The organism is Pseudomonas sp. RW3S2 (assembly GCF_014268955.1).
Taxonomy (GTDB): Bacteria; Pseudomonadota; Gammaproteobacteria; order Pseudomonadales; family Pseudomonadaceae; genus Aquipseudomonas; species Aquipseudomonas wayambapalatensis.
On sequence record NZ_JABWRM010000010.1, the window covers coordinates 105,026 to 127,003 of the forward strand.

23 protein-coding genes are annotated in these 21,978 nt (G+C 64.2%); 11 read left to right on the plus strand and 12 right to left on the minus strand.

The features are described from left to right. Positions 1-16: 16 nt before the first annotated feature. The gene (locus HU748_RS15980) at positions 17-319 is read right to left on the minus strand and encodes a c-type cytochrome (protein WP_186669944.1); all 303 of its coding nucleotides are present in this window, start codon (positions 317-319) and stop codon (positions 17-19) included. A gap of 181 nt (positions 320-500) precedes the next feature. Between HU748_RS15980 and yihA the strand changes: the two genes are divergently transcribed. Next, a complete protein-coding gene (gene yihA / locus HU748_RS15985; RefSeq protein WP_054893353.1) occupies positions 501-1,133 on the plus strand; it encodes a ribosome biogenesis GTP-binding protein YihA/YsxC in 633 nt (210 codons plus the stop codon). Between the two features lie 362 nt (positions 1,134-1,495). Here yihA and polA read toward each other — a convergent pair whose 3' ends face one another. Further along, on the minus strand, positions 1,496-4,243 hold the full coding sequence (polA, locus tag HU748_RS15990) for a DNA polymerase I (RefSeq protein ID WP_186709823.1): 2,748 nt from the start codon (positions 4,241-4,243) through the stop codon (positions 1,496-1,498). 75 nt (positions 4,244-4,318) lie between these two features. Here polA and HU748_RS15995 point away from each other — a divergent pair, with 75 nt between their 5' ends. After that, positions 4,319-4,606: a DUF2782 domain-containing protein gene (locus HU748_RS15995; RefSeq protein ID WP_063542000.1), complete on the plus strand. Its 288-nt coding sequence runs from the start codon at positions 4,319-4,321 to the stop codon at positions 4,604-4,606. A 72-nt stretch (positions 4,607-4,678) separates the two neighbouring features. Continuing rightward, entirely contained in the window at positions 4,679-5,629 is a 951-nt protein-coding gene (locus HU748_RS16000; protein WP_186669947.1) for a homoserine kinase, read from the plus strand. 138 nt (positions 5,630-5,767) lie between these two features. Here the strand turns inward: HU748_RS16000 and HU748_RS16005 are convergent, their stop codons facing one another. After that, positions 5,768-6,673: a zinc ABC transporter substrate-binding protein gene (locus HU748_RS16005; protein WP_186669948.1), complete on the minus strand. Its 906-nt coding sequence runs from the start codon at positions 6,671-6,673 to the stop codon at positions 5,768-5,770. Positions 6,674-6,739: 66 nt separating this feature from the next. Between HU748_RS16005 and zur the strand changes: the two genes are divergently transcribed. The 4 genes from zur (at position 6,740) to HU748_RS16025 (ending at position 9,607) form a co-directional block, all read left to right on the plus strand. Next, on the plus strand, positions 6,740-7,225 hold the full coding sequence (gene zur, locus HU748_RS16010; RefSeq protein ID WP_186669950.1) for a zinc uptake transcriptional repressor Zur: 486 nt from the start codon (positions 6,740-6,742) through the stop codon (positions 7,223-7,225). Then, on the plus strand, positions 7,222-7,995 hold the full coding sequence (gene znuC, locus HU748_RS16015; protein ID WP_186669952.1) for a zinc ABC transporter ATP-binding protein ZnuC: 774 nt from the start codon (positions 7,222-7,224) through the stop codon (positions 7,993-7,995). Before zur ends, znuC begins: the two co-directional genes overlap by 4 nt. Next, positions 7,988-8,770, plus strand: a complete 783-nt coding sequence (znuB, locus tag HU748_RS16020) for a zinc ABC transporter permease subunit ZnuB (RefSeq protein ID WP_186669954.1) — start codon at positions 7,988-7,990, stop codon at positions 8,768-8,770. The genes znuC and znuB overlap by 8 nt, the downstream gene beginning before the upstream one ends. A gap of 129 nt (positions 8,771-8,899) precedes the next feature. Continuing rightward, complete coding sequence (locus tag HU748_RS16025) at positions 8,900-9,607, plus strand: PA5502 family lipoprotein (RefSeq protein ID WP_186721080.1); 708 nt, start codon at positions 8,900-8,902, stop codon at positions 9,605-9,607. A gap of 92 nt (positions 9,608-9,699) precedes the next feature. Here the strand turns inward: HU748_RS16025 and katE are convergent, their stop codons facing one another. Further along, positions 9,700-11,844, minus strand: coding sequence for a catalase HPII (katE, locus tag HU748_RS16030; protein WP_186721082.1), 2,145 nt, complete (start codon positions 11,842-11,844; stop codon positions 9,700-9,702). A 225-nt stretch (positions 11,845-12,069) separates the two neighbouring features. Here katE and HU748_RS16035 point away from each other — a divergent pair, with 225 nt between their 5' ends. The 3 genes from HU748_RS16035 to HU748_RS16045 all read left to right on the plus strand — a co-directional run bounded on the left by HU748_RS16035 (position 12,070) and on the right by HU748_RS16045 (position 14,586). Continuing rightward, positions 12,070-13,077, plus strand: a complete 1,008-nt coding sequence (locus HU748_RS16035; protein ID WP_186669960.1) for a methionine ABC transporter ATP-binding protein — start codon at positions 12,070-12,072, stop codon at positions 13,075-13,077. Next, positions 13,077-13,748, plus strand: coding sequence for a methionine ABC transporter permease (locus HU748_RS16040; protein ID WP_186669962.1), 672 nt, complete (start codon positions 13,077-13,079; stop codon positions 13,746-13,748). The genes HU748_RS16035 and HU748_RS16040 overlap by 1 nt, the downstream gene beginning before the upstream one ends. 64 nt (positions 13,749-13,812) lie before the next feature. Further along, positions 13,813-14,586 carry a MetQ/NlpA family ABC transporter substrate-binding protein gene (locus HU748_RS16045; protein WP_186669964.1) on the plus strand — a complete coding sequence of 258 codons (774 nt, stop codon included), beginning with the start codon at positions 13,813-13,815 and terminating at the stop codon, positions 14,584-14,586. 114 nt (positions 14,587-14,700) lie between these two features. Here the strand turns inward: HU748_RS16045 and HU748_RS16050 are convergent, their stop codons facing one another. From HU748_RS16050 to HU748_RS16070, 5 genes are read right to left on the minus strand one after another with little or no spacing between them, the layout of a single operon-like run. Continuing rightward, a complete protein-coding gene (locus HU748_RS16050) occupies positions 14,701-15,333 on the minus strand; it encodes an SCO family protein (protein WP_186709828.1) in 633 nt (210 codons plus the stop codon). Beyond that, entirely contained in the window at positions 15,330-16,229 is a 900-nt protein-coding gene (cyoE, locus tag HU748_RS16055) for a heme o synthase (protein ID WP_186669968.1), read from the minus strand. The genes HU748_RS16050 and cyoE overlap by 4 nt, the downstream gene beginning before the upstream one ends. After that, positions 16,214-17,287 (minus strand): COX15/CtaA family protein, encoded by a 1,074-nt coding sequence (locus HU748_RS16060; protein ID WP_125931061.1) that lies wholly within the window; start codon positions 17,285-17,287, stop codon positions 16,214-16,216. Before HU748_RS16060 ends, cyoE begins: the two co-directional genes overlap by 16 nt. Positions 17,288-17,296: 9 nt before the next feature. Then, positions 17,297-17,881 (minus strand): hypothetical protein, encoded by a 585-nt coding sequence (locus HU748_RS16065; RefSeq protein WP_186669970.1) that lies wholly within the window; start codon positions 17,879-17,881, stop codon positions 17,297-17,299. Beyond that, complete coding sequence (locus HU748_RS16070; protein WP_186721162.1) at positions 17,847-18,590, minus strand: SURF1 family protein; 744 nt, start codon at positions 18,588-18,590, stop codon at positions 17,847-17,849. The genes HU748_RS16065 and HU748_RS16070 overlap by 35 nt, the downstream gene beginning before the upstream one ends. A 63-nt stretch (positions 18,591-18,653) precedes the next feature. Between HU748_RS16070 and HU748_RS16075 the strand changes: the two genes are divergently transcribed. Beyond that, positions 18,654-18,857, plus strand: coding sequence for a twin transmembrane helix small protein (locus HU748_RS16075; RefSeq protein WP_186709830.1), 204 nt, complete (start codon positions 18,654-18,656; stop codon positions 18,855-18,857). Positions 18,858-18,887: 30 nt separating this feature from the next. Here the strand turns inward: HU748_RS16075 and HU748_RS16080 are convergent, their stop codons facing one another. From HU748_RS16080 to ctaD, 3 genes are read right to left on the minus strand one after another with little or no spacing between them, the layout of a single operon-like run. Then, on the minus strand, positions 18,888-19,775 hold the full coding sequence (locus HU748_RS16080; protein WP_186721083.1) for a cytochrome c oxidase subunit 3: 888 nt from the start codon (positions 19,773-19,775) through the stop codon (positions 18,888-18,890). A gap of 16 nt (positions 19,776-19,791) precedes the next feature. Further along, positions 19,792-20,358 carry a cytochrome c oxidase assembly protein gene (locus tag HU748_RS16085; protein WP_186669976.1) on the minus strand — a complete coding sequence of 189 codons (567 nt, stop codon included), beginning with the start codon at positions 20,356-20,358 and terminating at the stop codon, positions 19,792-19,794. A gap of 12 nt (positions 20,359-20,370) precedes the next feature. Continuing rightward, positions 20,371-21,960, minus strand: a complete 1,590-nt coding sequence (gene ctaD / locus HU748_RS16090; protein WP_186669978.1) for a cytochrome c oxidase subunit I — start codon at positions 21,958-21,960, stop codon at positions 20,371-20,373. Positions 21,961-21,978: the final 18 nt, after the last annotated feature.

Genomic DNA, 21,978 nt, shown 5'->3' on the forward strand with positions numbered 1-21,978 from the left:
GGCTAAGGGTGAAATGTTATGTATCGGGACTGCCGCTCATCCAAAGGATGACCAATCGGTAGTCCTCGGCACTGCAGTCCATGCACAATCCACGCGGCGGCATAGCCTTGAAACCCTGGGTAACATGCGCCACCAGTACATCCAGACCTCGCGCCAGCCTCGGTTCCCAGGCCGCCGCATCGCCCTTCCTCGGGGCCTGTGGCAGCTGACCGGCGTGACAGGCCGCACATGTGCGGTTGTACAACGCCTCGGGATCCTGTGTAGCCTGTGCGCTGAAAAACGGCTGGAACATACCGACCGCCAGCAGCCATTTCGCCATGCGGAACGACCTGACAGGGTTGGGGGCCGCGCTGCGTTCTGATGCGCGAGCTAGTGATCGACACCCCATGCTCGTCCTCCTTCGCTGGGAGAATGAGCACACAAAAACTGGGGCATTATATACTTCCGCCCTCCAAACGGAAACGCGGCCTGGATCAGGCAACACCCACATCGGATATCCCATGCAAGTCAAGAACCCCATCCTCGGCCTCTGCCAGAAAGCCAAATTCGCCCTCAGCGCTGCCAAGGTCGAACAATGCCCGGAAGACCAGGGCTACGAGGTGGCTTTCGCCGGCCGCTCCAACGCCGGTAAATCCAGCGCCCTCAATACCCTGACCCATGCCAGCCTGGCGCGTACCTCCAAGACCCCGGGGCGCACCCAGCTGTTGAATTTCTTCAGTCTGGACGATGAACGGCGTTTGGTCGACCTGCCAGGTTACGGTTATGCGAAAGTGCCGATTCCGCTCAAGCAGCACTGGCAGAAACACCTGGAGGCCTACCTGGGCGGGCGCGAATGCCTGCGGGGCGTGATCCTGCTGATGGATGTGCGCCACCCGATGACCGACTTCGACAAGATGATGCTCGACTGGGCCAAGGCCAGCGGCATGCCCATGCACATCCTGCTGACCAAGGCTGACAAGCTCACGCACGGCGCGGGCAAGAACACCCTGCTCAAGGTGCAGTCGGAAATTCGCAAGGGCTGGGGCGACGCGGCGTCCATCCAGCTGTTCTCGGCACCCAAGCGCCAGGGGCTGGAAGAGGCCTATCGGGTCTTGGCGGATTGGATGGAGCTGGAAGACAAGCCGGTGGCTTGAAGATCCACCTGCAATCTGTGGCGGCGGGCCGGTCCGCTGCCACAGGCTTCTCCAGCAGCGATGAGGCAAATTCCGGGCAAAAAAAACCCCGGACTTCATATGGGGAGGGGGAAGTTCGGGGTCCAAGTCCGGACCGCTAGGGCGGGGTCCAGATATCTGCCAACACTTAACACAACATAGGAGCATCGAAAGGCTTCACCAGCCATTCAGTTACTCTGAGTTCCGGTTCACCGGTTTAGTTCCGAAGCCTTGAAAACTATTTGCGATAGTTTCATGAATCTTCAGAACCGGGGGGGGCGAGGAGCCGACCCTGCGGATCTGCGGCACTACGACACAGATCCTACTCTTCTTCGCCCTACCGTTTAGTGAGCTTCGTCCCAATTCGAGCCTACGCCGACTTCGACCAGCAGCGGAACATCGAGCTGCGCGGCGTTGCTCATGTAGGGGCGAATTTCGGCCTTCACCTGTTCGACCAGGTCTTCACGCACCTCCAGCACCAGTTCATCGTGCACCTGGAGAATCACCCGGGCATCCAGGCCACTGTCGCTCAGCCAGTTGTCCACCGCGACCATGGCGCGCTTGACGATGTCGGCCGCCGTACCCTGCATCGGCGCGTTGATCGCGGTACGCTCGGCACCTTTGCGCAGGGCCGGGTTCTTGGCATTGATGTCCGGCAGGTACAGGCGCCGCCCGAACAAGGTTTCGACGAAGCCCTGCTCGGCGGCCTGGGTGCGGGTGCGCTCCATGTAGGCCAGCACGCCGGGATAGCGCGCGAAGTAGCGGTCGATGTAGTCCTGCGACTGCTTGCGATCGACGCCGATCTGCTTGGCCAGGCCGAAGGCGCTCATGCCGTAGATCAAGCCGAAGTTGATGGCCTTGGCGCTGCGACGCTGGTCGTTGGTGACTGCATCCAGCGCCACGCCGAATACTTCTGCGGCCGTCGCGCGGTGCACATCAAGGTCATTGCGGAAGGCGTGCAGCAGGCCTTCATCCTTGGCCAGGTGGGCCATGATGCGCAGCTCGATCTGCGAGTAGTCCGCGGCCAGCAGCTTGTAGCCGGGGCTGGCAACGAAGGCCTGGCGGATGCGTCGGCCTTCGGGAGTGCGTACCGGAATGTTCTGCAGGTTCGGATCGCTGGACGACAAGCGCCCGGTGGCGGCCACCGCCTGCTGGTAGGAGGTGTGGATACGCCCGGTACGCGGGTTGATCTGGTCCGGCAGCTTGTCGGTATAGGTGCTCTTGAGCTTGCTCAGGGAGCGGTACTCCATCAGCACCGTCGGCAGCGGATAGCCTTCGGCGGCCAGGTCCGCGAGCACGGCTTCGGCCGTGGAAGCCTGGCCCTTGGCAGTCTTGCTCAGTACCGGCATGCCCAGCTTATCGTAGAGGATCACCCCCAGTTGCTTGGGTGAACCCAGGTTGAATTCTTCGCCCGCCAGCTCGAACGCCCGACGCTCGAGCTCGGCCATCTTCACGCCCAGCTCACCGCTCTGCACCTTGAGCAGCTCCGCGTCGACCAACGCGCCCTGGCGCTCGATCCTGGCCAGCACCGGCACCAGCGGCATCTCGATGTCCATCAGCACCGGCTGCACGCTGGGCGTTTTCGCCAGGCGTGCCTGCAGTGCGTGGTGCAGGCGCAGGGTGATGTCGGCATCTTCGGCGGCGTACGGGCCAGCCTTGTCCAGATGGATCTGGTTGAAGGTCAGCTGCTTGGCGCCCTTGCCAGCGATATCCTCGAAGGCGATGGTGCTGTGGTCGAGGTACTTCTGCGCCAGGCTGTCCATGTCGTGACGCGTGGCGGTGGAATCGAGCACATAGGATTCGAGCATGGTGTCATAGGCCACGCCACGCATCTGGATCGGCAGCGAAGCGTTGGCCAGGATGTTGATGTCGTACTTGGCGTTCTGCCCGACCTTGGCCTTGGCCGGGTCTTCCAGCAACGGCTTGAGCGCCTTCAGCACCGCGTCGCGGTCCAACTGCTTCGGAGCACCTTCGTAGTCGTGGGCCAGCGGCACATAGGCCGCTTCATGGGGCTCGACCGCGAACGACAGGCCGACCAGCTCCGCACGCTGGGCATCCAGGCCGGTGGTCTCGGTGTCGAAGGCGAACAGAGGCGCCTGGCGCAGCTTCTCGAGCCAGACATCGAAGCGCGCCTGGTCGAGGATAGTTTCGTATTTCGCCTCGACCTGGGCCGCAGGCTCCTCGACCGGAGCAATAGTGTCACCCTCCCGGGCGGCGTCGCGCTGTACCTCGGCGACCCAGCTCTTGAACTCCATTTCGGTGTACAGCGCCAGCAATGCTTCGCGGTCCGGCTCGCCGCACACCAGGGCATCGACCTCGACATCCAGCTCGACATCGACCTTGATGGTCGCCAGCTCATACGACAGGAACGCCGCGTCGCGGTGCTCCTCGAGCTTGGCCGGCAGGGTCTTGGCGCCGCGAATGGCCAGGCCCGGCACCTTGTCGAGGTTCTCGTACAGGTCACGCAGGCCGCCACCGATACCGGTCAACAGGCCCACGGCGGTCTTCTCGCCGACTCCCGGAACACCCGGGATGTTATCGACCTTGTCACCCATCAGGGCCAGGAAGTCGATGATGTGCTCGGGACCGACGCCGAACTTCTCGTGCACGCCAGCCACGTCGAGCACCGTGCCGGTCATGGTGTTGACCAGGGTGATGTGGCCGTCTACCAGTTGCGCCATGTCCTTGTCGCCGGTCGAGATGATGACCGGACGCCCGGCTGCCGCACTGCTGCGGGCCAGGGTGCCGATCACGTCGTCGGCCTCGACGCCTTCGACGCACAGCAGCGGGTAGCCCAGGGCCCTGACACTGGCGTGCAGCGGTTCGACCTGCAGGCGCAGGTCGTCGGGCATGCTCGGGCGGTTGGCCTTGTACTCGGCGAACATGGCATCGCGGAAAGTGCCGCCCTTGGCGTCGAAGACCACCGCGAACAGGCTGTCCGGGTATTGCTTGCGCAGGCTCTTGAGCATGTTCAGCACGCCCTTGACCGCACCGGTGGGCATGCCCTTGGACGTGGTCAGCGGCGGCAGGGCGTGAAAGGCGCGGTAGAGGTAGGACGAACCGTCCACCAGGACGAGGGGCGCTTGGCTCATGAGGAGAATCAACCTTTTCGACGGGTCCGGAGCTAGAATAGCCGGATCAGTGACGACAAAAGGACTTAGGTTATCATGCGTACACCCATTCGCCTGTTACTGCTCAGCCTGCTGGCCACCATGCCGGTCGTTACGCTGGCGGCGGACGACGCCCCATCGGCAGATCCCGATGTGACCATTCGCACGGAAGGCGACAGAACCATCCAGGAGTACCGTCAGAACGGTTTCCTGTATGCGATCAAGATCACGCCGAAAAACGGCAAGCCTTATTTCCTGGTACGCGCCGATGGCTCCGATGGCAATTTCATTCGATCCGACCAGCCGGACATGCTGATTCCGTCCTGGAAGATCTTCGAATGGTAAGGTAGTAACGCGTATCGTTCTTATCAACCAGGCACTTCCTCCTGGAAGTGCCCGTATGGGCAACTTTTCAACATGTCAGTCTTCACCCCTGTGTCCCGGCCTGAGCTGGAAACCTTTCTGGCGCCATACGAGCTGGGCCGTCTGCTCGACTTCCAGGGCATTGCCGCCGGAACCGAAAACAGCAATTTCTTCGTAAGCCTGGAAAAAGGGGAATTCGTACTGACGCTGATCGAGCGTGGGCCGGCCGAAGACATGCCGTTCTTCATCGAACTGCTCGACGTGCTGCATGACGCCGACATGCCCGTCCCCTACGCGGTGCGCGATCGCGACGGCAATGGTCTGCGCGAACTGTGCGGCAAGCCGGCACTGCTGCAGCCGCGGCTGTCGGGCAAGCACGTCAAGGCGCCGAACAATCAGCACTGCGCCCAGGTCGGCGAGTTGCTGGCGCATATCCACCTGGCGACCCGTGAGCGCATCATCGAGCGCCGCACCGACCGCGGCCTGGACTGGATGCTGGCGTCCGGCGCCGAGCTGCTGGCCGGGCTCGACGCCAGCCAGGTGGCGCTGCTGCAACCGGCGCTGGACGAGATCAACGTGCACAAGGCGCAGATCCTCGCCCTGCCACGGGCCAACCTGCACGCCGACCTGTTCCGCGACAACGTGATGTTCGAAGGCACCCACCTGACCGGTCTGATCGACTTCTACAACGCCTGTTCCGGGCCGATGCTGTACGACATCGCCATCACCGTGAATGACTGGTGCCTGAACGAAGCGGGCGGCATCGACCTGCCGCGCGCCCAGGCACTGTTGGGCGCCTACGCCGCGCTGCGGCCGTTCACCGCCGCCGAGGCCGAGCTGTGGCAGGTGATGCTGCGGGTGGGTTGCGTGCGTTTCTGGCTGTCGCGGTTGATTGCGGCGCGGGACTTTGCCGGCATGGACGTGACGATCCATGATCCGAGCGAGTTCGAGGTGCGGTTGGTGCAGCGCCAGCAGGTGGCGTTGAAGTTGCCGTTCGCGCTGTAAGCGCGGCGGCCCAATCGCGGGGCAAGTCGAATCGTCGCACCGCCGCTCCCACAGACACAGCGCTGACCCCAGAATCAGCGCCTTGCCTGTGGGCGGTGCGACGATTCGTCTTGCCCCGCGATAGGGCCGGGTCAGCCGCTAGAGATGCTCCAGGCAACCGGTCAGATCATTCCCCAGCTTCTCCAGCAAGCGCTCGTAGCCCTTGCCATCCACCGTATCGGTCCCACCCAGCGCATCCAGTTCCGCCAAGGTCACCGGCAGCCCGGCCACCAGCGTTTCGGCGAGGCGCGGACGGATCGGCGGTTCACTGAACACACAGGTCGGACCAACTTCCTGCAGGCGCTTGCGCATCGCCGCGACATGCTGCGCGCCCGGCTGCACCTCGGCGGCGACGCTGAACACGCCGGTATGGCGCAACCCGTACTCTGCCTCGAAGTAGTCGAAGGCTTCGTGGAACACGAAGTAGGGCTTGCCGGCAATGCCGGCCACGCGGGCCTTGATCCGCTGATCGAGCGCATCCAGGCGCTCGCCGAAGGCCTTCTGGTTGGCCTGGTAGCGCGCCGCATTGGCCGGATCCGCCGCCGCCAGGTCACTGGCCATTTTCGCCGCGATCACTCGAGCATTGACCGATGACAGCCACAGGTGCGCATCGAGCGACCCTGGGCGGTGATCATGGTCGTGGTCGTCGTGGTCTTCTTCATGCGAGTGGCTGTCTTCGCCGAAACGGCGCAGCTTCATGCCAGGCAACGCCTGCACCGCGACAGTCGGCTTGCTCCGGCTGCCCAGCACGCGCGGCAGGAAGCTCTCCATGTCCGGGCCGATCCAGTACAGCAGGTCGGCGTCGCCCACCTTCCGTACGTCGGACGGGCGCAGGGCGTAGTTGTGCGGCGAAGCGCCGGGCGGCAGCAACACGTCGGGGCTGCCGACACCGTCCTGAACCGCGGCAGCGATCTGCTGCAGGGGCTTGATGCTGGTCAGCACACGCACGTCGGCGTGGGCCGAGAAAGTGATGAAAGCGACAAAGAGAGCAAGGAATCGGGACACGGTGGATACTCGGCTCGTCAGAAACAGGTAACATAATAACGTCTCCATCGATAACCGTCGCCGCCCATGTCAATCACGCCGCTGGCTCACCGTCCCCACGATCATTCCCATTGCGTCCACAGCGCCCTGGCCGAAGCCGACGCCCTGTGCGTCCGCCAGGGTCTGCGCCTGACCGCGCTGCGCCGCCGTGTGCTGGAGCTGGTGTGGCAAAGCCACAAGCCGCTGGGCGCCTACGACATCCTCGCCGTGCTCAGCGAGCAGGACGGTCGCCGCGCCGCGCCGCCGACCGTGTACCGCGCCCTGGACTTCCTGCTCGAGAACGGCCTGGTGCACCGCATCGCCTCGCTCAACGCCTTCATCGGCTGCAGCCACCCTGAACACAAGCACCAGGGCCAATTCCTGATCTGCCGCGAATGCCACGTGGCCATCGAACTGGAGCAGGAGAGCATCAGCGGCGCCATCGTCGCCAGTGCCAAGGCCGTGGGCTTTGCCGTCGAATCCCAGACCGTCGAAGTGGTCGGCCTGTGCGGCAACTGCCGGGGCGCCGCATGAGCGACGCGCTGATCCGCCTGGAGCAGGTCGGCGTCACCTTTGGCGGCGAGGCGGTGCTCGACAGCATCGACCTGTCGGTCGCACCGCGCCAGATCGTCACCCTGATCGGCCCCAACGGTGCTGGCAAGACCACCCTGGTGCGCGCCGTGCTCGGCCTGCTCAAGCCGCACAGTGGCAAGGTCTGGCGCAAGCCGCGCCTGCGCATCGGCTACATGCCGCAGAAGATCCAGGTCGACGCCACCCTGCCGCTGTCGGTGCTGCGATTCCTGCGCCTGGTGCCGGGCGTGGATCGCGCCGCGGCGCTGTCGGCATTGCAGGAGGTGGGCGCCGAGCATGTCATCGACAGCCCGATCCAGACGGTCTCCGGTGGCGAGATGCAACGGGTACTGCTGGCTCGGGCGCTGCTGCGCGAGCCTGAGCTGCTGGTGCTCGACGAACCCGTACAGGGCGTGGACGTGGTTGGCCAGACCGAGCTGTACAACCTCATCACCCGCCTGCGCGACCGCCACGGCTGCGGCGTGCTGATGGTCTCCCACGACCTGCACCTGGTGATGAGCGCCACCGACCAGGTGGTCTGCCTGAACCGCCATGTGTGCTGTTCGGGCCACCCGGAGCAGGTCAGCAACGACCCGGCATTCGTCGAGCTGTTCGGCCAGAACGCGCCAAGCCTTGCGGTCTATCACCACCATCATGATCACAGCCACGACCTGCACGGTGCGGTGATCGCCCCCGGCGCCCATGTCCACGGAGAGCACTGCAAGCATGGCTGATTTTCTTCTGTACGCCTTGCTTGCCGGTCTTTCCCTGGCGCTGGTGGCCGGCCCCCTGGGCTCCTTCGTGGTCTGGCGGCGCATGGCCTATTTCGGCGACACCTTGTCCCATGCCGCGCTGCTGGGCGTGGCCCTGGGCTTCGTACTGGACGTCAGCCCCACGCTCGCGGTAACGGTCGGCTGCCTGTTGCTGGCGATCCTGCTGGTGACCCTGCAACAACGCCAGCCGCTGGCGTCCGACACCCTGCTCGGCATCCTCGCGCCCAGCACCCTGTCGCTGGGCCTGGTGGTGCTGAGCTTCATGCACGACGTGCGCATCGACCTGATGGCCTACCTGTTCGGTGACCTGCTGGCGATCAGTACCACCGACCTGTCATGGATTCTCGGCGGCAGTGTGTTGGTGCTGGCCTTGCTCGCGGTGCTCTGGCGCCCGCTGCTGGCAATCACCGTGCACGAGGAGCTGGCGATGGTCGAGGGCCTGCCAGTGGCGGGCCTGCGCATGGCGTTGATGCTGCTGATCGCGGTGGTCATCGCCGTGGCGATGAAGATCGTCGGCGTGCTGCTGATCACCTCGCTGCTGATCATCCCGGCCGCTGCGGCACAACGTCACGCGCGCTCGCCCGAGCAGATGGCCCTGGGCGCCAGCCTGCTGGGCGTGGCCGCGGTTTGCGGGGGGCTGGCGATGTCCTGGTTCAAGGATACGCCTGCCGGTCCGTCGATCGTGGTCTGCGCCGCAGTGCTATTCTTGCTGAGCCTGGCATTGCCCAAACGCTGATATTTTCAGGGTGCGCATTGACGCACCCTGCAACCTTTGCGCCCGTAAAGGGTCTGTAAGACTTGTTTTCGAGCGTGCGCACCTGGGTGTAGACTTGCTCGCTTTTTGCGCAAATAGAGAGTCGCAGGAATGAAGCCGTTCGCCTCCCGTTATCTGCTTGTTGCCGCGTTTTCCCTGTTCCTGGCTGCCTGTTCCAGTGCCCCGGTCGAGCAGCCCGTCGCGCCTGCGCAGCCGGACGCCTGGCAGCAGTTGCAACAGAACATCGCCAGCAACGAGCTGGCCACCGCCGAAGACCAGCTCGCCAGCCTGCAGGCACAGTCGCCGAACGATGCGCGTATCGAGCAATACCAGCGCCAGATCGCCGAAGCCTACCTGCAGCGCAGCCAGATCGTCCTGCAGAAAGGCGACGTCAACGCGGCCGCCACCGCACTGGCCCGCGCCCGCGCACTGATGCCACAGGCACCGGCGCTGACCGGCGGCGATGCCGTCGCCCACGCCCGCCAGGCCGAGCTGGACAAGGCTGAAGCCGCGCTGAAGGCTGCAGAATCCAAGCCGCAGGCCCGGGTCATCGACCCAGCGGCACCGAGCACGGTGATTGCGCTGAAAACCACGGACATTGCAGCCATGCGCAAGCAGCTGGATGACATCGCCGCCGATGTGGTGAGTTACCAGTGCGAAGTGGTGTTCCAGGTGCCGCGCACCCAGGATGCACCGTGGCTCAAGACCCTGCTGCAGAAGCGGGTGAAGCGGATCGATGCCGATTTTGCGTTGAAGCAGAAGCACGAGATCCAGCGGGCATTGCCAGCACAGGTAGTGCTGGTGCCGCATCAGCGCTGAAACAGCGTCGACATCTTCGCGGATAAACCCGCTCCCACAGATGCGTACATAACCTGTGGGAGCGGGCTTACCCGCGAACATATGCTACGGCATCAAGCCGGAATCGCTTCTGCAGCCGCCTCCCGCGCCCACACCCGGTGCCCTTCGACCGCCTTCACGAAAGCCTCCACGGTCTTCTGGTCATCCCCCAGCAGCAAACCCTTGTCCTCCTTGAGCCCCAGCGCCCCCAGCAGCGCCTTGCCGTCCTTGGCCAGGCCGATCGCCTTGAGGTGCTTGTAGCCTTCAAGCAGGAAGTGCTTGGACACCCCGCTCGCCGCCAGTGCATCCAGCGAGGCCTTGCCAGCCGGGACCAGGATCCCGTCGAACATGACCGACGGCATGCCTTCCATCGAGGCATCCACCGCCAGCGCCTTGCCGTCAGAGGTCTTCACCGGCGCCGAGGTCGGCCCCAGCAGCATGGGGCGTGCGCTGTGGGCCTCCAGCGCCTTGACCAGCCTGTCGACGCTGTCGCCATCCACGCCATTGGCTACCAGCAGCGCAATCTTGCGCCCCTTGATGCCCACATCGCCCGGATGATTCATCTGGCTCAAGGCCGGTGACGACTTGAGCTTCGATTCCTTGCCCTTGACCGTCCCGGCCTTGGGCGCCGGCAGGCCGAGATTCTGCGCGACTGCCGCTGCCAGCTTCAGGTCGATATTGGCCAGGATCTCGTTAACCTCCCGCGCGCGAATGTGCTCGCGCTCGACCTTGCCCAGCTCGAAGCTGTAAGCCTTGATGATGTGCTGTTGTTCGTTGTCGCTCATGCTGTGGAAGAACAGCCGCGCCTGCGAGAAGTGATCGCCGAACGAATCGCTGCGCTGGCGGATCTTGTGCGCGTCGACGCGCTCCTGATAGCTCTCGAAGCCGCCGTCCTGCGCTGCCGGCGGGGTTTCCTTCGGCCAGCCGCCATCGATGGAGTTGGGCTCGTAGGACGCACGCCCCTTGTCGATGGTCATCCGATGCATGGCATCGCGCTGGCCGCTGTGGTTAGGCGCGATTGGCCGGTTGATCGGGATTTCGTGGAAGTTCGGCCCGCCCAGGCGGCTGATCTGCGTGTCGGTGTAGGAAAACAGCCGGCCCTGCAGCAGCGGGTCGTTGGTGAAATCGATACCCGGCACGATGTGCCCCGGGCAAAAGGCGATCTGCTCGATTTCGGCGAAGAAGTTGTCCGGGTTGCGATCGAGCACCATCTTGCCCAGCGGCGTCACCGGCACCAGCTCCTCGGGGATGATCTTGGTCGGGTCGAGCAGGTCGAAGTCGAACTTGTGCTCGTCTTCCTCTGCCACGATCTGCACCCCCAGCTCCCACTCCGGGTAGTCACCGGTCTCGATGGCTTCCCACAGGTCGCGACGGTGATAGTCGGTGTCCTTGCCTGCCAGCTTCTGCGCTTCGTCCCACAGCACCGAGTGTACGCCCTGGCGGGGTTTCCAGTGGAACTTGACGAAACTGGCCACGCCCTCGGCGTTGATCAGGCGGAAGGTGTGCACCCCGAACCCTTCCATCATCCGCAGGCTGCGCGGAATGGCGCGGTCGGACATGGCCCACATGACCATGTGCGCCGACTCGGGCACCAGCGAAACGAAATCCCAGAACGTGTCGTGGGCCGAGCCGCCGGTGGGGATCTCGTTATGCGGTTCGGGTTTCACCGCGTGGACGAAGTCAGGAAACTTGATCGCATCCTGGATGAAGAACACCGGCATGTTATTGCCCACCAGGTCGAAATTGCCCTCATCGGTGTAGAACTTGACGGCAAAGCCGCGCACATCGCGCACCGTGTCACCGGAGCCACGCGGCCCCTGCACGGTGGAAAAACGCACGAACACCGGGGTGATCTTCTGCGGGTCCTGCAGGAAACCGGCCTTGGTCAGGGCACTGTGGTTGGCGTAGCTCTGGAAATACCCGTGGGCGCCGGTGCCGCGGGCGTGGACGATACGCTCGGGGATGCGCTCATGGTCGAAGTGGGTGATCTTCTCGCGCATGATGAAGTCTTCGAGCAGCGAAGGCCCGCGAGCGCCGGCCTTGAGGCTGTTCTGGTTGTCGGCGACCTTCACCCCCTGGTTGGTACGCAGCGCCTGGCCGGTGGCGTCGCTGCGGAAGGTTTCCAGGCTCTGCAGCTTGGCGTTGGTGTTGGCCTTGTCCGGGGTGTCGGCCCCGGCGACCTGGCTGGCATGCGGCGCGGTGCTCTTCTTGCTGGCCATCGGCGGTTCTCCTCATCAGTCTTCAGGCTGCCCTTTCGGGCTTGTTGAAGTAGTGACTGGACGCTTTCGCCAAGCGTTCCATCGGGATTACCGGTTGTCGCGTTATGCCGGATGGATTGGTCGATTACGAAATAAATGCTAAGAACAACTATGGGAAAAGGCTAAAATGCGCCACCCCAGCTCACCGCTGACCCCAATTTCCATGCGCCCCACAAGGTTCGCTACGTGATCGAGTTCCAACATGTGCACAAGACCTACCGCGTCGCCGGTAGGGACATCCCCGCCCTGAATCCGACCAGCCTGACCATCGAAAATGGCCAGGTGTTCGGCCTGATCGGCCACTCCGGCGCTGGCAAGAGCACCATGCTGCGCCTGATCAACCGCCTCGAAGCGCCGTCCGGCGGCAAGATCATCGTCGATGGCGAGGACGTCACCGCCTTCGACGCCAACCAACTGCGCCGCTTCCGCCAGCAGGTCGGCATGATCTTCCAGCACTTCAACCTGCTGGCCTCGAAAACCGTGGCCGACAACGTCGCCCTGCCACTGGTGCTCGCCGGCGAGCTGTCGCGCGGCGAGATCGACAAGCGCGTCAGCCAGTTGCTGGCCCGCGTCGGATTGTCGGACCACGCGAAGAAATATCCGGCACAGCTGTCGGGCGGCCAGAAACAACGTGTGGGCATCGCCCGGGCGCTGTCGACCAACCCGAAGATCCTGCTGTGCGACGAGGCCACCAGCGCCCTCGACCCGCAGACCACCGCCTCGGTGCTGCAATTGCTGGCCGAGATCAACCGCGAGCTGAAGCTCACCATCGTGCTGATCACCCACGAGATGGATGTGATCCGCCGCGTCTGCGACCGCGTGGCGGTGATGGACGCAGGGGTGATCGTCGAGCAGGGGCCGGTGGCGGACGTGTTCCTGCACCCGCAACACCCGACCACCAAGCGCTTCGTCCAGGAAGACGAGCAGGTCGACGAAGGCGACCAGCGCGACGACTTCGCCCACGTGCCGGGCCGTATCGTGCGCCTGACGTTCCAGGGCGACGCCACCTATGCGCCGCTGCTGGGCACCGTGGCCCGTGAGACCGGGGTGGACTACAGCATCCTGGCCGGCCGTATCGACCGCATCAAGGATGTCCCCTACGGCCAACTGACCCTCGCCGTCACCGGCGGCAACATCGACGCAGCGTTCGACCGCTTCAAGGCGGCTGACGTACATATGGAGGTCCTGCGCTGATGGACGCCCTGAATTTCTTCGCCAACGTCGACTGGTCCGAGATTTCCCTCGCCACCGGCGACACCCTGATCATGCTGTTCGGCTCCCTGCTGTTCACGGTACTGCTCGGCCTGCCGCTGGGCGTGCTGCTGTTCCTCTGCGGGCCGCGGCAGATGTTCGAGCAGAAGGGCGTCTACGCGCTGCTGTCGCTGATCGTAAACATCCTGCGTTCGCTGCCGTTCATCATTCTGCTGATCGTGATGATTCCGATCACCGTGCTGATCACCGGCACCTCGCTGGGCGTGGCCGGTGCCATTCCGCCGCTGGTGGTGGGCGCCACGCCCTTCTTCGCGCGCCTGGTCGAGACCGCGCTGCGCGAGGTGGACCGCGGCATCATCGAAGCCACCCAGTCGATGGGCGCCACTACCCGCCAGATCATCACCAATGCCTTGCTGCCGGAGGCCCGTCCGGGCATCTTCGCGGCCATCACCGTCACCGCCATCACCCTGGTGTCCTACACCGCAATGGCCGGTGTGGTCGGCGCGGGCGGCCTCGGCGACCTGGCCATCCGCTTCGGCTACCAGCGTTTCCAGACCGACGTGATGATCGTCACCGTGGTGTTGCTGCTGGTGCTGGTGCAGATACTGCAGACCGTCGGCGACAAGCTGGTCGTACATTTTTCCCGTAAGTAAGCCTAACAGGGTCGGCCCGGCCGTCCCGTTCGGGGGCCGTCGCGGCCCTCACAAGGAGTGATCGATGAAAAAGCTGTTCGCTGTCGTCGCCGCCGTCGCGGCCTTCTCGGCCAATGCCGCCGAAACCCTGACCGTCGCCGCCACCCCGGTGCCGCACGCCGAGATCCTCAACTTCGTCAAGCCACAGCTGGCGAAGGAAGGCGTGGAGCTGAAGGTCAAGGAGTTCACCGACTACGTTCAACCGAACGTGCAGGTCGCGGAAAAACGCCTGGATGCCAACTTCTTCCAGCACCAGCCGTACCTGGATGAGTTCAACAAGGCCAAGGGCACCAAGCTGGTCAGCGTTGCCGGCGTGCACATCGAGCCGCTGGGCGTGTACTCGGCCAAGATCAAGAAGCTCGACGAGCTGCCATCCGGCGCCACCGTGGTCATCCCCAATGACGCCACCAACGGCGGCCGCGCCCTGCTGCTGCTGGACAAGGCCGGTGTGATCAAGCTCAAGGACAACACCAACATCCTGTCCACCGTGAAGGATGTGGCTGAAAATCCGAAGGGCGTGAAGTTCCGCGAACTGGAAGCGGCCACCATCCCGCGCGTGCTGACCCAGGTCGATGCGGCGCTGATCAACACCAACTACGCGCTCGAAGCCAAGCTCAACCCTCAGAAGGACGCCCTGGCCATCGAAGGCAGCGACTCGCCGTACGTGAACATCCTGGTGACCCGTGAGGACAACAAGGACGCGGACGCGGTGAAGAAACTGGTGCAGGCGCTGCACTCGCCTGAGGTGAAGCAGTTCATCAACGAGAAGTACAAAGGGGCTGTGGTGCCGGCGTTCTAAGCCGAACGATCGCGCTGAGCTCTTCGCGGGCAAGTCGGAACGCCGAACCGCCGCTCCCACAGGAAATCGCGTTCCCGTAGGAGCGGGCTTGCCCGCGAAGCTTTTGGGGGTTCATCAATCCCGCTTGACCAGCCCCGGCAACTGCGCCACCAGCTTCTGGTTGTTGAACGGCGCACGAATGAACCCACGCTGACGCCCGTCCGGCCCGACCACCGCCAGGTTGCCACTGTGATCGACGGTGTACCCCGGCTTGCTGGTGTCCGCGGGGATGAACGGAATGCTCAGGGCATTGGCCAGCTTCTGGGTATCCTCGATGGATCCTGCCAGCCCCACGAAATCCTTGTCGAAATAGCCCAGGTACTGCTTGAGCTGCTGCGCCGTGTCGCGGTTCGGGTCGACGCTCACCAGCACCACCTGCAAGCGGTCGATCGCCTCCTTGGGCAGCTCGCTTTTCACCTGGCGCAACTGCGCCAACGTGGTCGGACAGATGTCCGGGCAGTAGGTGTAGCCGAAGAACAGCAACGACCATTTGCCCTTCAACTGATCCAGCGCCACCGGCTGGCCGTTCTGGTCGTTCATGGTCACATCCGGCACGCTGCGGCTCTGCGGCAGGAGGATGATGCCGGCGTCGATCAGCTCGGCCGGGTTGGCCTCACCGCGGCCATTGAGCACCTTGTTGACGGTCAAGCCCATGATCAGCGCGACCAGGGCAACGAGGATGAAGACGGTTTTCTGGGTTCGGGTCATAGGTTCAGCAACAGGTAGTGATCAACGAGCAGGGCGATGAACAGCAGGAACAGGTACGCGATAGAGTACTTGAAGGTGCCGATCGCCGCGTGCGGCCGGGTGCCACGGTACAACACCCAGGCCCACTGGACAAAGCGCAGCCCCAGCAACAGGGCGCAGGCCAGGTAGAGCGGGCCGCTCATGTGGATGGCATAGGGCAGCAGGCTCACCGCCAGCAGCACCAGGCTGTAGAGCAGGATATGCAGCTTGGTGTAGTGCTCGCCGTGGGTCACCGGCAGCATGGGTATCTCGGCTTTGGCGTATTCCTCCTTGCGGTGGATGGCCAGGGCCCAGAAGTGTGGCGGCGTCCAGGCGAAGATGATCAGCACCAGCAACAGCGGCTCGGCGCTCAGGTGCCCGCTGACCGCGACCCAACCCAGCAACGGCGGGGCGGCGCCTGCCAGGCCGCCGATCACGATGTTCTGCGGCGTGGCGCGCTTGAGAAAGCCGGTGTAGACGACCGCATAGCCCAACAGGGAGGCAAGCGTGAGCCAGGCCGTGAGCGGGTTGGTGAAGGCCAGCAGCAGCGCCATCCCGGCGCTTGCCAGGGCAAGGGCGAACGCCAGCGCCGGCAAGGGCGCCACCCTTCCCTTGGCCACCGGGCGCTTGCAGGTACGTGCCATCAAGGCATCGATGCGCCGGTCCAGCACGTGGTTGACCACCGCCGCGCCGCCGGCGCACAGGGCGATGCCCAGATTGCCGAACAGCAGCACCGTCCACGGCACACCCGCGCGGGTGGCGAGGAACATGCCCACCAGCGAAGTGATCAGCATCAGCACCACCACCTTGGGCTTGGTCAGCTCCAGGTAATCGCGCCATCCCGCGCGCTGCCGCCCTTGGCTCAGAACCGTCGCCACGTGTCGTTCCTCAAGTGATGGGAAACGCCGCCAGGCGTGACCGGCCGCAGGCGCCAGCCCAGGCCGACACGCACCTTGTCGACCACCCGAATGCGGTAGTTCACCAGCACCATGGTCAGCAGCAACAGGGCGCCCCCGGCGTTGTGCGCCACGGCAACCCCCAGCGGCAGGTGCAGCAGCACGTTGCTGATTCCCAACCCCACTTGCAGCGCCAAGGCAGCCAGCACCAACCGAGCCAGGCCGGACAGGCCATTGCGGTGCAGCTTCCAGCTCAGCATCAGCAGCACTGCCACGACCATCAATGCGCCCAGGCGATGGCTGATATGGATGGCCGTACGCGCATCACTGTCGAGCTGCCCACCCAGGTAGTTCGGGCCGACGTGCTGGGTGAGATGGAAACCGTTGCTGAAGTCTGCCGCAGGCCACCATTGACCATGGCAGGTCGGCAAGTCGATGCAGGCGACTGCCGCGTAGTTGGCACTCACCCACCCACCCAGGGCGATCTGCCCAATCACCACCAGCAGTGCCAGCGCAGCCACCCGGCGCAGACTCAACGGCAGCTTGGGCGGTGGCGCAAAGGCCCGGGATAGACGCAGGGATAACAGGAACAGCAGGCTCAGGGTGGTGAAGCCTCCAAGTAGATGCGCGGTGACCACCTGCGGCCAGAGTTTGAGGGTCACCGTCCACATGCCGAACGCCGCCTGCGCCAGCACCACGGCCAGCAGCAGCACCGGCAACCGGTAGGGCCCGCCGTCGCGGCCATGACGACGTACCGCACCTATCGCCAGCCAGGCGATGACCAGCGCCAGTGTGCCAGCGAAATAGCGATGCACCATCTCAGCCCAGCCCTTGGCTTCTTCCACCGGATGCTCGGGGAAGTGCAACTCGGCATGGGCCAGTTGCGCGTCGGTCTTGGGCACGCCGATGAAGCCATAGCAGCCGGGCCAGTCGGGGCAGCCGAGGCCGGCGTGGGTCAGGCGCGTGTAGGCGCCGAGCAGCACGACGACCAATGCCAGCAAGGTGGCGAACACAGCAAGTCGGTAACCGGGTCTGGCCATGCTGGCCTCCTAGCCGATGTTGGACAGCTTGAGCAGGTGGCGCAGGTCGTCGAGCACATGCTTGCCCTTGACCTTGGCGTCGTAGCGCAGCACCAGGTTGCCATGTGGATCGACGATCCACAGTTGCGCGCCGGGCTCGACGACCTTTGTGCGGTAGCGGTCGGCATCCAGCGCATAGCGCTGCAGTTGCGGGTACTCGCGTTCGAGCAGCGCCTGGTAGTCGCCACTCAAGGGAGTCGCGGTTGCCAGCGCATGGCTGGCACGACTGGCATCGCGGCCAAGGCCGACCTGGATCTGCCGGGCCAGGTAGACCAGCTGCCGGCAGTCCTCGGCGCAGGCATCGGGCGTGCTGACCAGCAGTTGCCAGCGCTCGTCCTGGGCCTGGATGCCGATATCGGCGCGGCTCTGGCCATTGCCGATCATCACGCCGTGGTAGCTGCGTCCCTCCGGCACCCAGAACTTGAGCTTGTACATGCTGGTGGCAAGGATCATCGGGCCGAGGGTCACCAGCAGGATCAGGATCAGCTGCAAGCGCCCGCGGGTGCGGGACTTGCGCCCTTCAGGCACGTCCAGTGGACTCGTGGCGGCGGCCATGGCGTTTCTCCTTGTTGTCGTTGTGCCAGCCGAAATACAGGTACAGCAGCACCAGCGCCGTGCTCAGGGCAAACCATTGCACGGCATAGCCGAGGTGTTTTTCCGGGCCCATGGCAACGACCGGCCAATCCAGCCGATAGCTGGCAGGGCCTGGCTCCAGGCGCAGTTCATGGGCGAAGCCTTCACGCGCCAGCTGCTGCCAGAGCTGTGCGGGATCAAGGGCTGTCAGCAGGTGCGGCCATCGGCCGCCGGGCGGGTCGGGGTGCAGCTGGAAGGTGCTGCCTGGCGGCACGTAGACCGTGGCCTGCAACGCCAGGGGCTGGGCCGGGGTGTCGAAACGCACCGGCACGCGGCGGTCCGGCCAAGGCAACCAACCGCGGTTGACCAGCAACCACTGGCCGCTGGCCTGGTCGTGGAAGGGTTGCAGCAGCTCGACACCGGCCTGGCCGTCGCGCAGGCGGTTGTCCAGCAACAGGCTGTGCTCGGGGTCGAACTGGCCGAACAGGCGCACGCGGTAGAAGGCCGAGTCGGGCAGTTGCACAAGCTGCGCCACGGTCACCGGCGCCTCGATGCGCCGCTCGGCGTAGCTGTCGAGCAGTTGGCGCTTTTCCTCGGCCCGGCGCAGTTGCCAGCAGCCAAGCGCGATCAGCCCCGGCAGCAGTGCGAACACCACCAGGGTCGGGACCAGCCCCGGGCGAAATGGCCTCACCGCGGCCTCGCTCTGTCGATCGCTATACTTGTCCACATCACTGCATCCCCCCGGAGTTTCGCCATGCTCAAGGCCGCGATTGTCCTGATGCTGTTGGCCACCATCGCCAGCCTGTTCAGTGGCCTGGTGTTCCTGGTCAAGGACGACGACCAGTCCACCCGCTTGCTCAAGGCCCTGACCCTGCGCGTCACCCTGGCCGTCCTGACCGTCGGCCTGGTGGCCTGGGGCTTCATCAGTGGGCAATTGGTTTCGCACGCGCCGTTCTGAATCACCCCACCCACAGGGTCCACCTTGCGGCTAAAGCACATACACAAAGATGAACAACCCCACCCATACCACATCCACGAAGTGCCAATACCAGCTGGCCGCCTCGAACCCGAAATGCTTGTCCGGGTTGAAATGCCCGCGCAGTACGCGCACCAACATCACGATCAGGATCAAGGTGCCGAGCGTGACGTGCGCACCATGAAAACCGGTGAGCATGAAGAAGGTCGCGCCGTAGATCCCCGAGCCCAGGGTCAGGCCCAGGTGCACATAGGCCTCGTAGTATTCGTAGGCCTGCAGCGCCAGGAACGACAGCCCCAGCAGGATGGTCAGCCCCAGCCACAGTTTCAGCGCGCCGCGATGGCCCTTGCGCAGGGCATGGTGGGCGATGGTGATGGTGACGCTGGAGCTGACCAGCAGGATGGTGTTGATCAGCGGCAGGTGCCAGGGGTTAATGATGTCCTTCGGCGGCGGGAACAGCTTCGGATCCGGCGTGTGCAGCAATGGCCAGACGAACTCGAAATTGGGCCAGAGCATGTGCGTCACGCCCTTGGCGCCTTCGCCGCCGATCCAGGGACCGGCCAGCACCCGCACATAGAACAGCGCCCCGAAGAAGGCCATGAAGAACATCACTTCCGAAAAGATGAACCAGCTCATGCCCCAACGGAACGAGCGGTCCATCTGCGCGCTGTACAGCCCGGCATGGCTCTCCTTCACCACCGCACCGAACCAGCCAAACAGCATGTAGGCCAGGAACAGCGCACCGACGAAGAAGATCAGCGGCCCGTGGGATTCCGGGTGTCCGGCCTTGAGATCGTTGAACCAGGTGCCCAGGCCGAACACCGTGATGAACAGCCCGACAGTGGCGATGATCGGCCACTTGCTCTGCGCCGGAACGTAGTAGTGCTCATGACTTGCCATTGCTGTTCTCCTTCCCTCAGCGGGCGCCCTGAGCGTCCTGTACCGCGGCATGGGCAACCGGCGGGTGACGCGCAGTGATGTCGAACAAGGTGTAGGCCAGGGTCAGGTGCTTCACGTTGCCCGGCAGGTCGCGGTCGACGATGAAGCGCACCGGCATCTCGATGCGCTCGCCCGGCTGCAGCACCTGCTGGGTGAAACAGAAGCACTCGGTCTTGTGGAAATACGCCGCCGCTTCGGCCGGGGTGATGCTGGGAATCGCCTGGGCACTCATCGGCCGGTCGGTCGGGTTGTGTGCGACGAACACCATCTGGTTCACCGCGCCCGGATTCACTTCGAGCTGGTCAGCGGTGGAGTAGAAGTCCCAGACCATGTCGCTGGCGTTGGTCGACATGAACTGCACCCGCACCGTGCGCGAAGGGTCGCTGATCTGACTGCCTTCGTACTGCCCGCCCGTCTTGCCGTTGATACCGAAGGCCTTGCACATCACGTCGTAGATCGGCACCAGGGCAAAGCCGAAGGCGAACATCACCACCGTCAGCATCAACAGGCGCAGCACCAGGCGTTTGAGCGACAGGCCGGTCATCGCGTCGGTCTCCTATTTCACTTCCGGCGGGGTCTGGAAGGTGTGGTAGGGCGCAGGCGAGGGCACCGACCACTCCAGCCCGTCGGCGCCATCCCAGGGCTTGGCCGGAGCCGGTTCGCCGCCGCGGATGCACTTGATGACGATGAACAGGAAGAAGATCTGTGTGGCGCCGAACATGAACGCGCCGATGGACGAGATCATGTTGAAGTCGGCGAACTGCAGGTTGTAGTCCGGAATCCGTCGCGGCATACCGGCCAGCCCGACGAAATGCATGGGGAAGAAGGCCAGGTTCATGCCCACGAACGACAGCCAGAAATGCAGCTTGGCCAGGGTTTCGTCGTACATGTGCCCGGTCCATTTCGGCAGCCAGTAATAGGCCGAGGCAAAGATGCCGAAGATGGCGCCGGGCACCAGCACGTAGTGGAAGTGGGCGACCACGAAATAGGTGTCGTGGTACTGGAAGTCCGCCGGGGCGATGGCCAGCATCAGCCCGGAGAAGCCGCCGATGGTGAACAGGATGACGAAGGCGATGGCGAACAGCATCGGCGCCTCGAAGGTCATCGCGCCCTGCCACATGGTGCTGACCCAGTTGAACACCTTCACCCCGGTGGGCACGGCGATCAGCATGGTCGCGTACATGAAGAACAGCTCGCCCACCACCGGGATGCCGACCACGAACATGTGGTGCGCCCAGACGATGAACGACAGGAAGGCGATTGCGCCGGTGGCGTAGACCATCGAGGTGTAGCCGAACAGCGGCTTGCGCGAGAACGCCGGGATGATCGAGCTGACAGCGCCGAAGGCCGGCAGGATCATGATGTACACCTCTGGATGGCCGAAGAACCAGAACACGTGCTGGAACAGCACCGGGTCGCCGCCACCCGCCGCGCTGAAGAAGCTGGTGCCGAAGTGGATGTCCATCAGCATCATGGTCACCACGCCGGCCAGCACCGGCATCACCGCGATCAGCAGGAAGGCGGTGATCAGCCAGGTCCAGACGAACAGCGGCATCTTCATCAGGGTCATGCCCGGGGCGCGCAGGTTGAGGATGGTGGCGATCACGTTGATCGCGCCCATGATCGAGCTGATGCCCATCAGGTGGATGGCGAAGATGAAGAAGGTCACGCTGGCCGGCGCATAGGTGGTGGACAGCGGGGCGTAGAAGGTCCAGCCGAAGTTCGGCCCACCGCCGGGGCTGAACAGGGTCGAGACCAGCAGCAGGAAGGCCGCCGGCAGCAGCCAGAAGCTGAAGTTGTTCATCCGTGGCAGGGCCATGTCCGGCGCGCCGATCATCAGCGGAATCATCCAGTTGGCCAGGCCGACGAACGCCGGCATCACCGCGCCGAACACCATGATCAGGCCGTGCATGGTGGTCATCTGGTTGAAGAACGCCGGCTCCACGATCTGCAGGCCCGGCTGGAACAGCTCGGCGCGGATCACCATGGCGAACGAGCCGCCAAGCAGGAACATGGCGAAGCTGAACCACAGGTACATCGTGCCGATGTCCTTGTGGTTGGTGGTCAGCACCCAGCGCATCAGGCCCTTGGCCGGACCGTGCGCATGGTCATGGCCGTGGGCGTGGTCGTCGATCACTGCACTCATGTCCTGTCTCCTGCACGT

Bases quoted from the DNA above. Each gene is read 5' to 3' on its own strand.
- HU748_RS16025 (WP_186721080.1), top strand. From the start codon at position 8,900: ATGAAGCCGTTCGCCTCCCGTTATCTGCTTGTTGCCGCGTTTTCCCTG.
- znuB (WP_186669954.1), top strand. From the start codon at position 7,988: ATGGCTGATTTTCTTCTGTACGCCTTGCTTGCCGGTCTTTCCCTGGCG.
- HU748_RS16075 (WP_186709830.1), top strand. From the start codon at position 18,654: ATGCTCAAGGCCGCGATTGTCCTGATGCTGTTGGCCACCATCGCCAGC.
- yihA (WP_054893353.1), top strand. From the start codon at position 501: ATGCAAGTCAAGAACCCCATCCTCGGCCTCTGCCAGAAAGCCAAATTC.
- HU748_RS16045 (WP_186669964.1), top strand. From the start codon at position 13,813: ATGAAAAAGCTGTTCGCTGTCGTCGCCGCCGTCGCGGCCTTCTCGGCC.
- katE (WP_186721082.1), bottom strand. From the start codon at position 11,844: ATGGCCAGCAAGAAGAGCACCGCGCCGCATGCCAGCCAGGTCGCCGGG.
- HU748_RS16065 (WP_186669970.1), bottom strand. From the start codon at position 17,881: ATGGCCGCCGCCACGAGTCCACTGGACGTGCCTGAAGGGCGCAAGTCC.
- HU748_RS16060 (WP_125931061.1), bottom strand. From the start codon at position 17,287: ATGGCCAGACCCGGTTACCGACTTGCTGTGTTCGCCACCTTGCTGGCA.
- HU748_RS15980 (WP_186669944.1), bottom strand. From the start codon at position 319: ATGGCGAAATGGCTGCTGGCGGTCGGTATGTTCCAGCCGTTTTTCAGC.
- HU748_RS16080 (WP_186721083.1), bottom strand. From the start codon at position 19,775: ATGGCAAGTCATGAGCACTACTACGTTCCGGCGCAGAGCAAGTGGCCG.
- polA (WP_186709823.1), bottom strand. From the start codon at position 4,243: ATGAGCCAAGCGCCCCTCGTCCTGGTGGACGGTTCGTCCTACCTCTAC.
- zur (WP_186669950.1), top strand. From the start codon at position 6,740: ATGTCAATCACGCCGCTGGCTCACCGTCCCCACGATCATTCCCATTGC.
- HU748_RS16000 (WP_186669947.1), top strand. From the start codon at position 4,679: ATGTCAGTCTTCACCCCTGTGTCCCGGCCTGAGCTGGAAACCTTTCTG.
- znuC (WP_186669952.1), top strand. From the start codon at position 7,222: ATGAGCGACGCGCTGATCCGCCTGGAGCAGGTCGGCGTCACCTTTGGC.
- HU748_RS15995 (WP_063542000.1), top strand. From the start codon at position 4,319: ATGCGTACACCCATTCGCCTGTTACTGCTCAGCCTGCTGGCCACCATG.
- ctaD (WP_186669978.1), bottom strand. From the start codon at position 21,960: ATGAGTGCAGTGATCGACGACCACGCCCACGGCCATGACCATGCGCAC.
- HU748_RS16050 (WP_186709828.1), bottom strand. From the start codon at position 15,333: ATGACCCGAACCCAGAAAACCGTCTTCATCCTCGTTGCCCTGGTCGCG.
- HU748_RS16040 (WP_186669962.1), top strand. From the start codon at position 13,077: ATGGACGCCCTGAATTTCTTCGCCAACGTCGACTGGTCCGAGATTTCC.
- HU748_RS16085 (WP_186669976.1), bottom strand. From the start codon at position 20,358: ATGACCGGCCTGTCGCTCAAACGCCTGGTGCTGCGCCTGTTGATGCTG.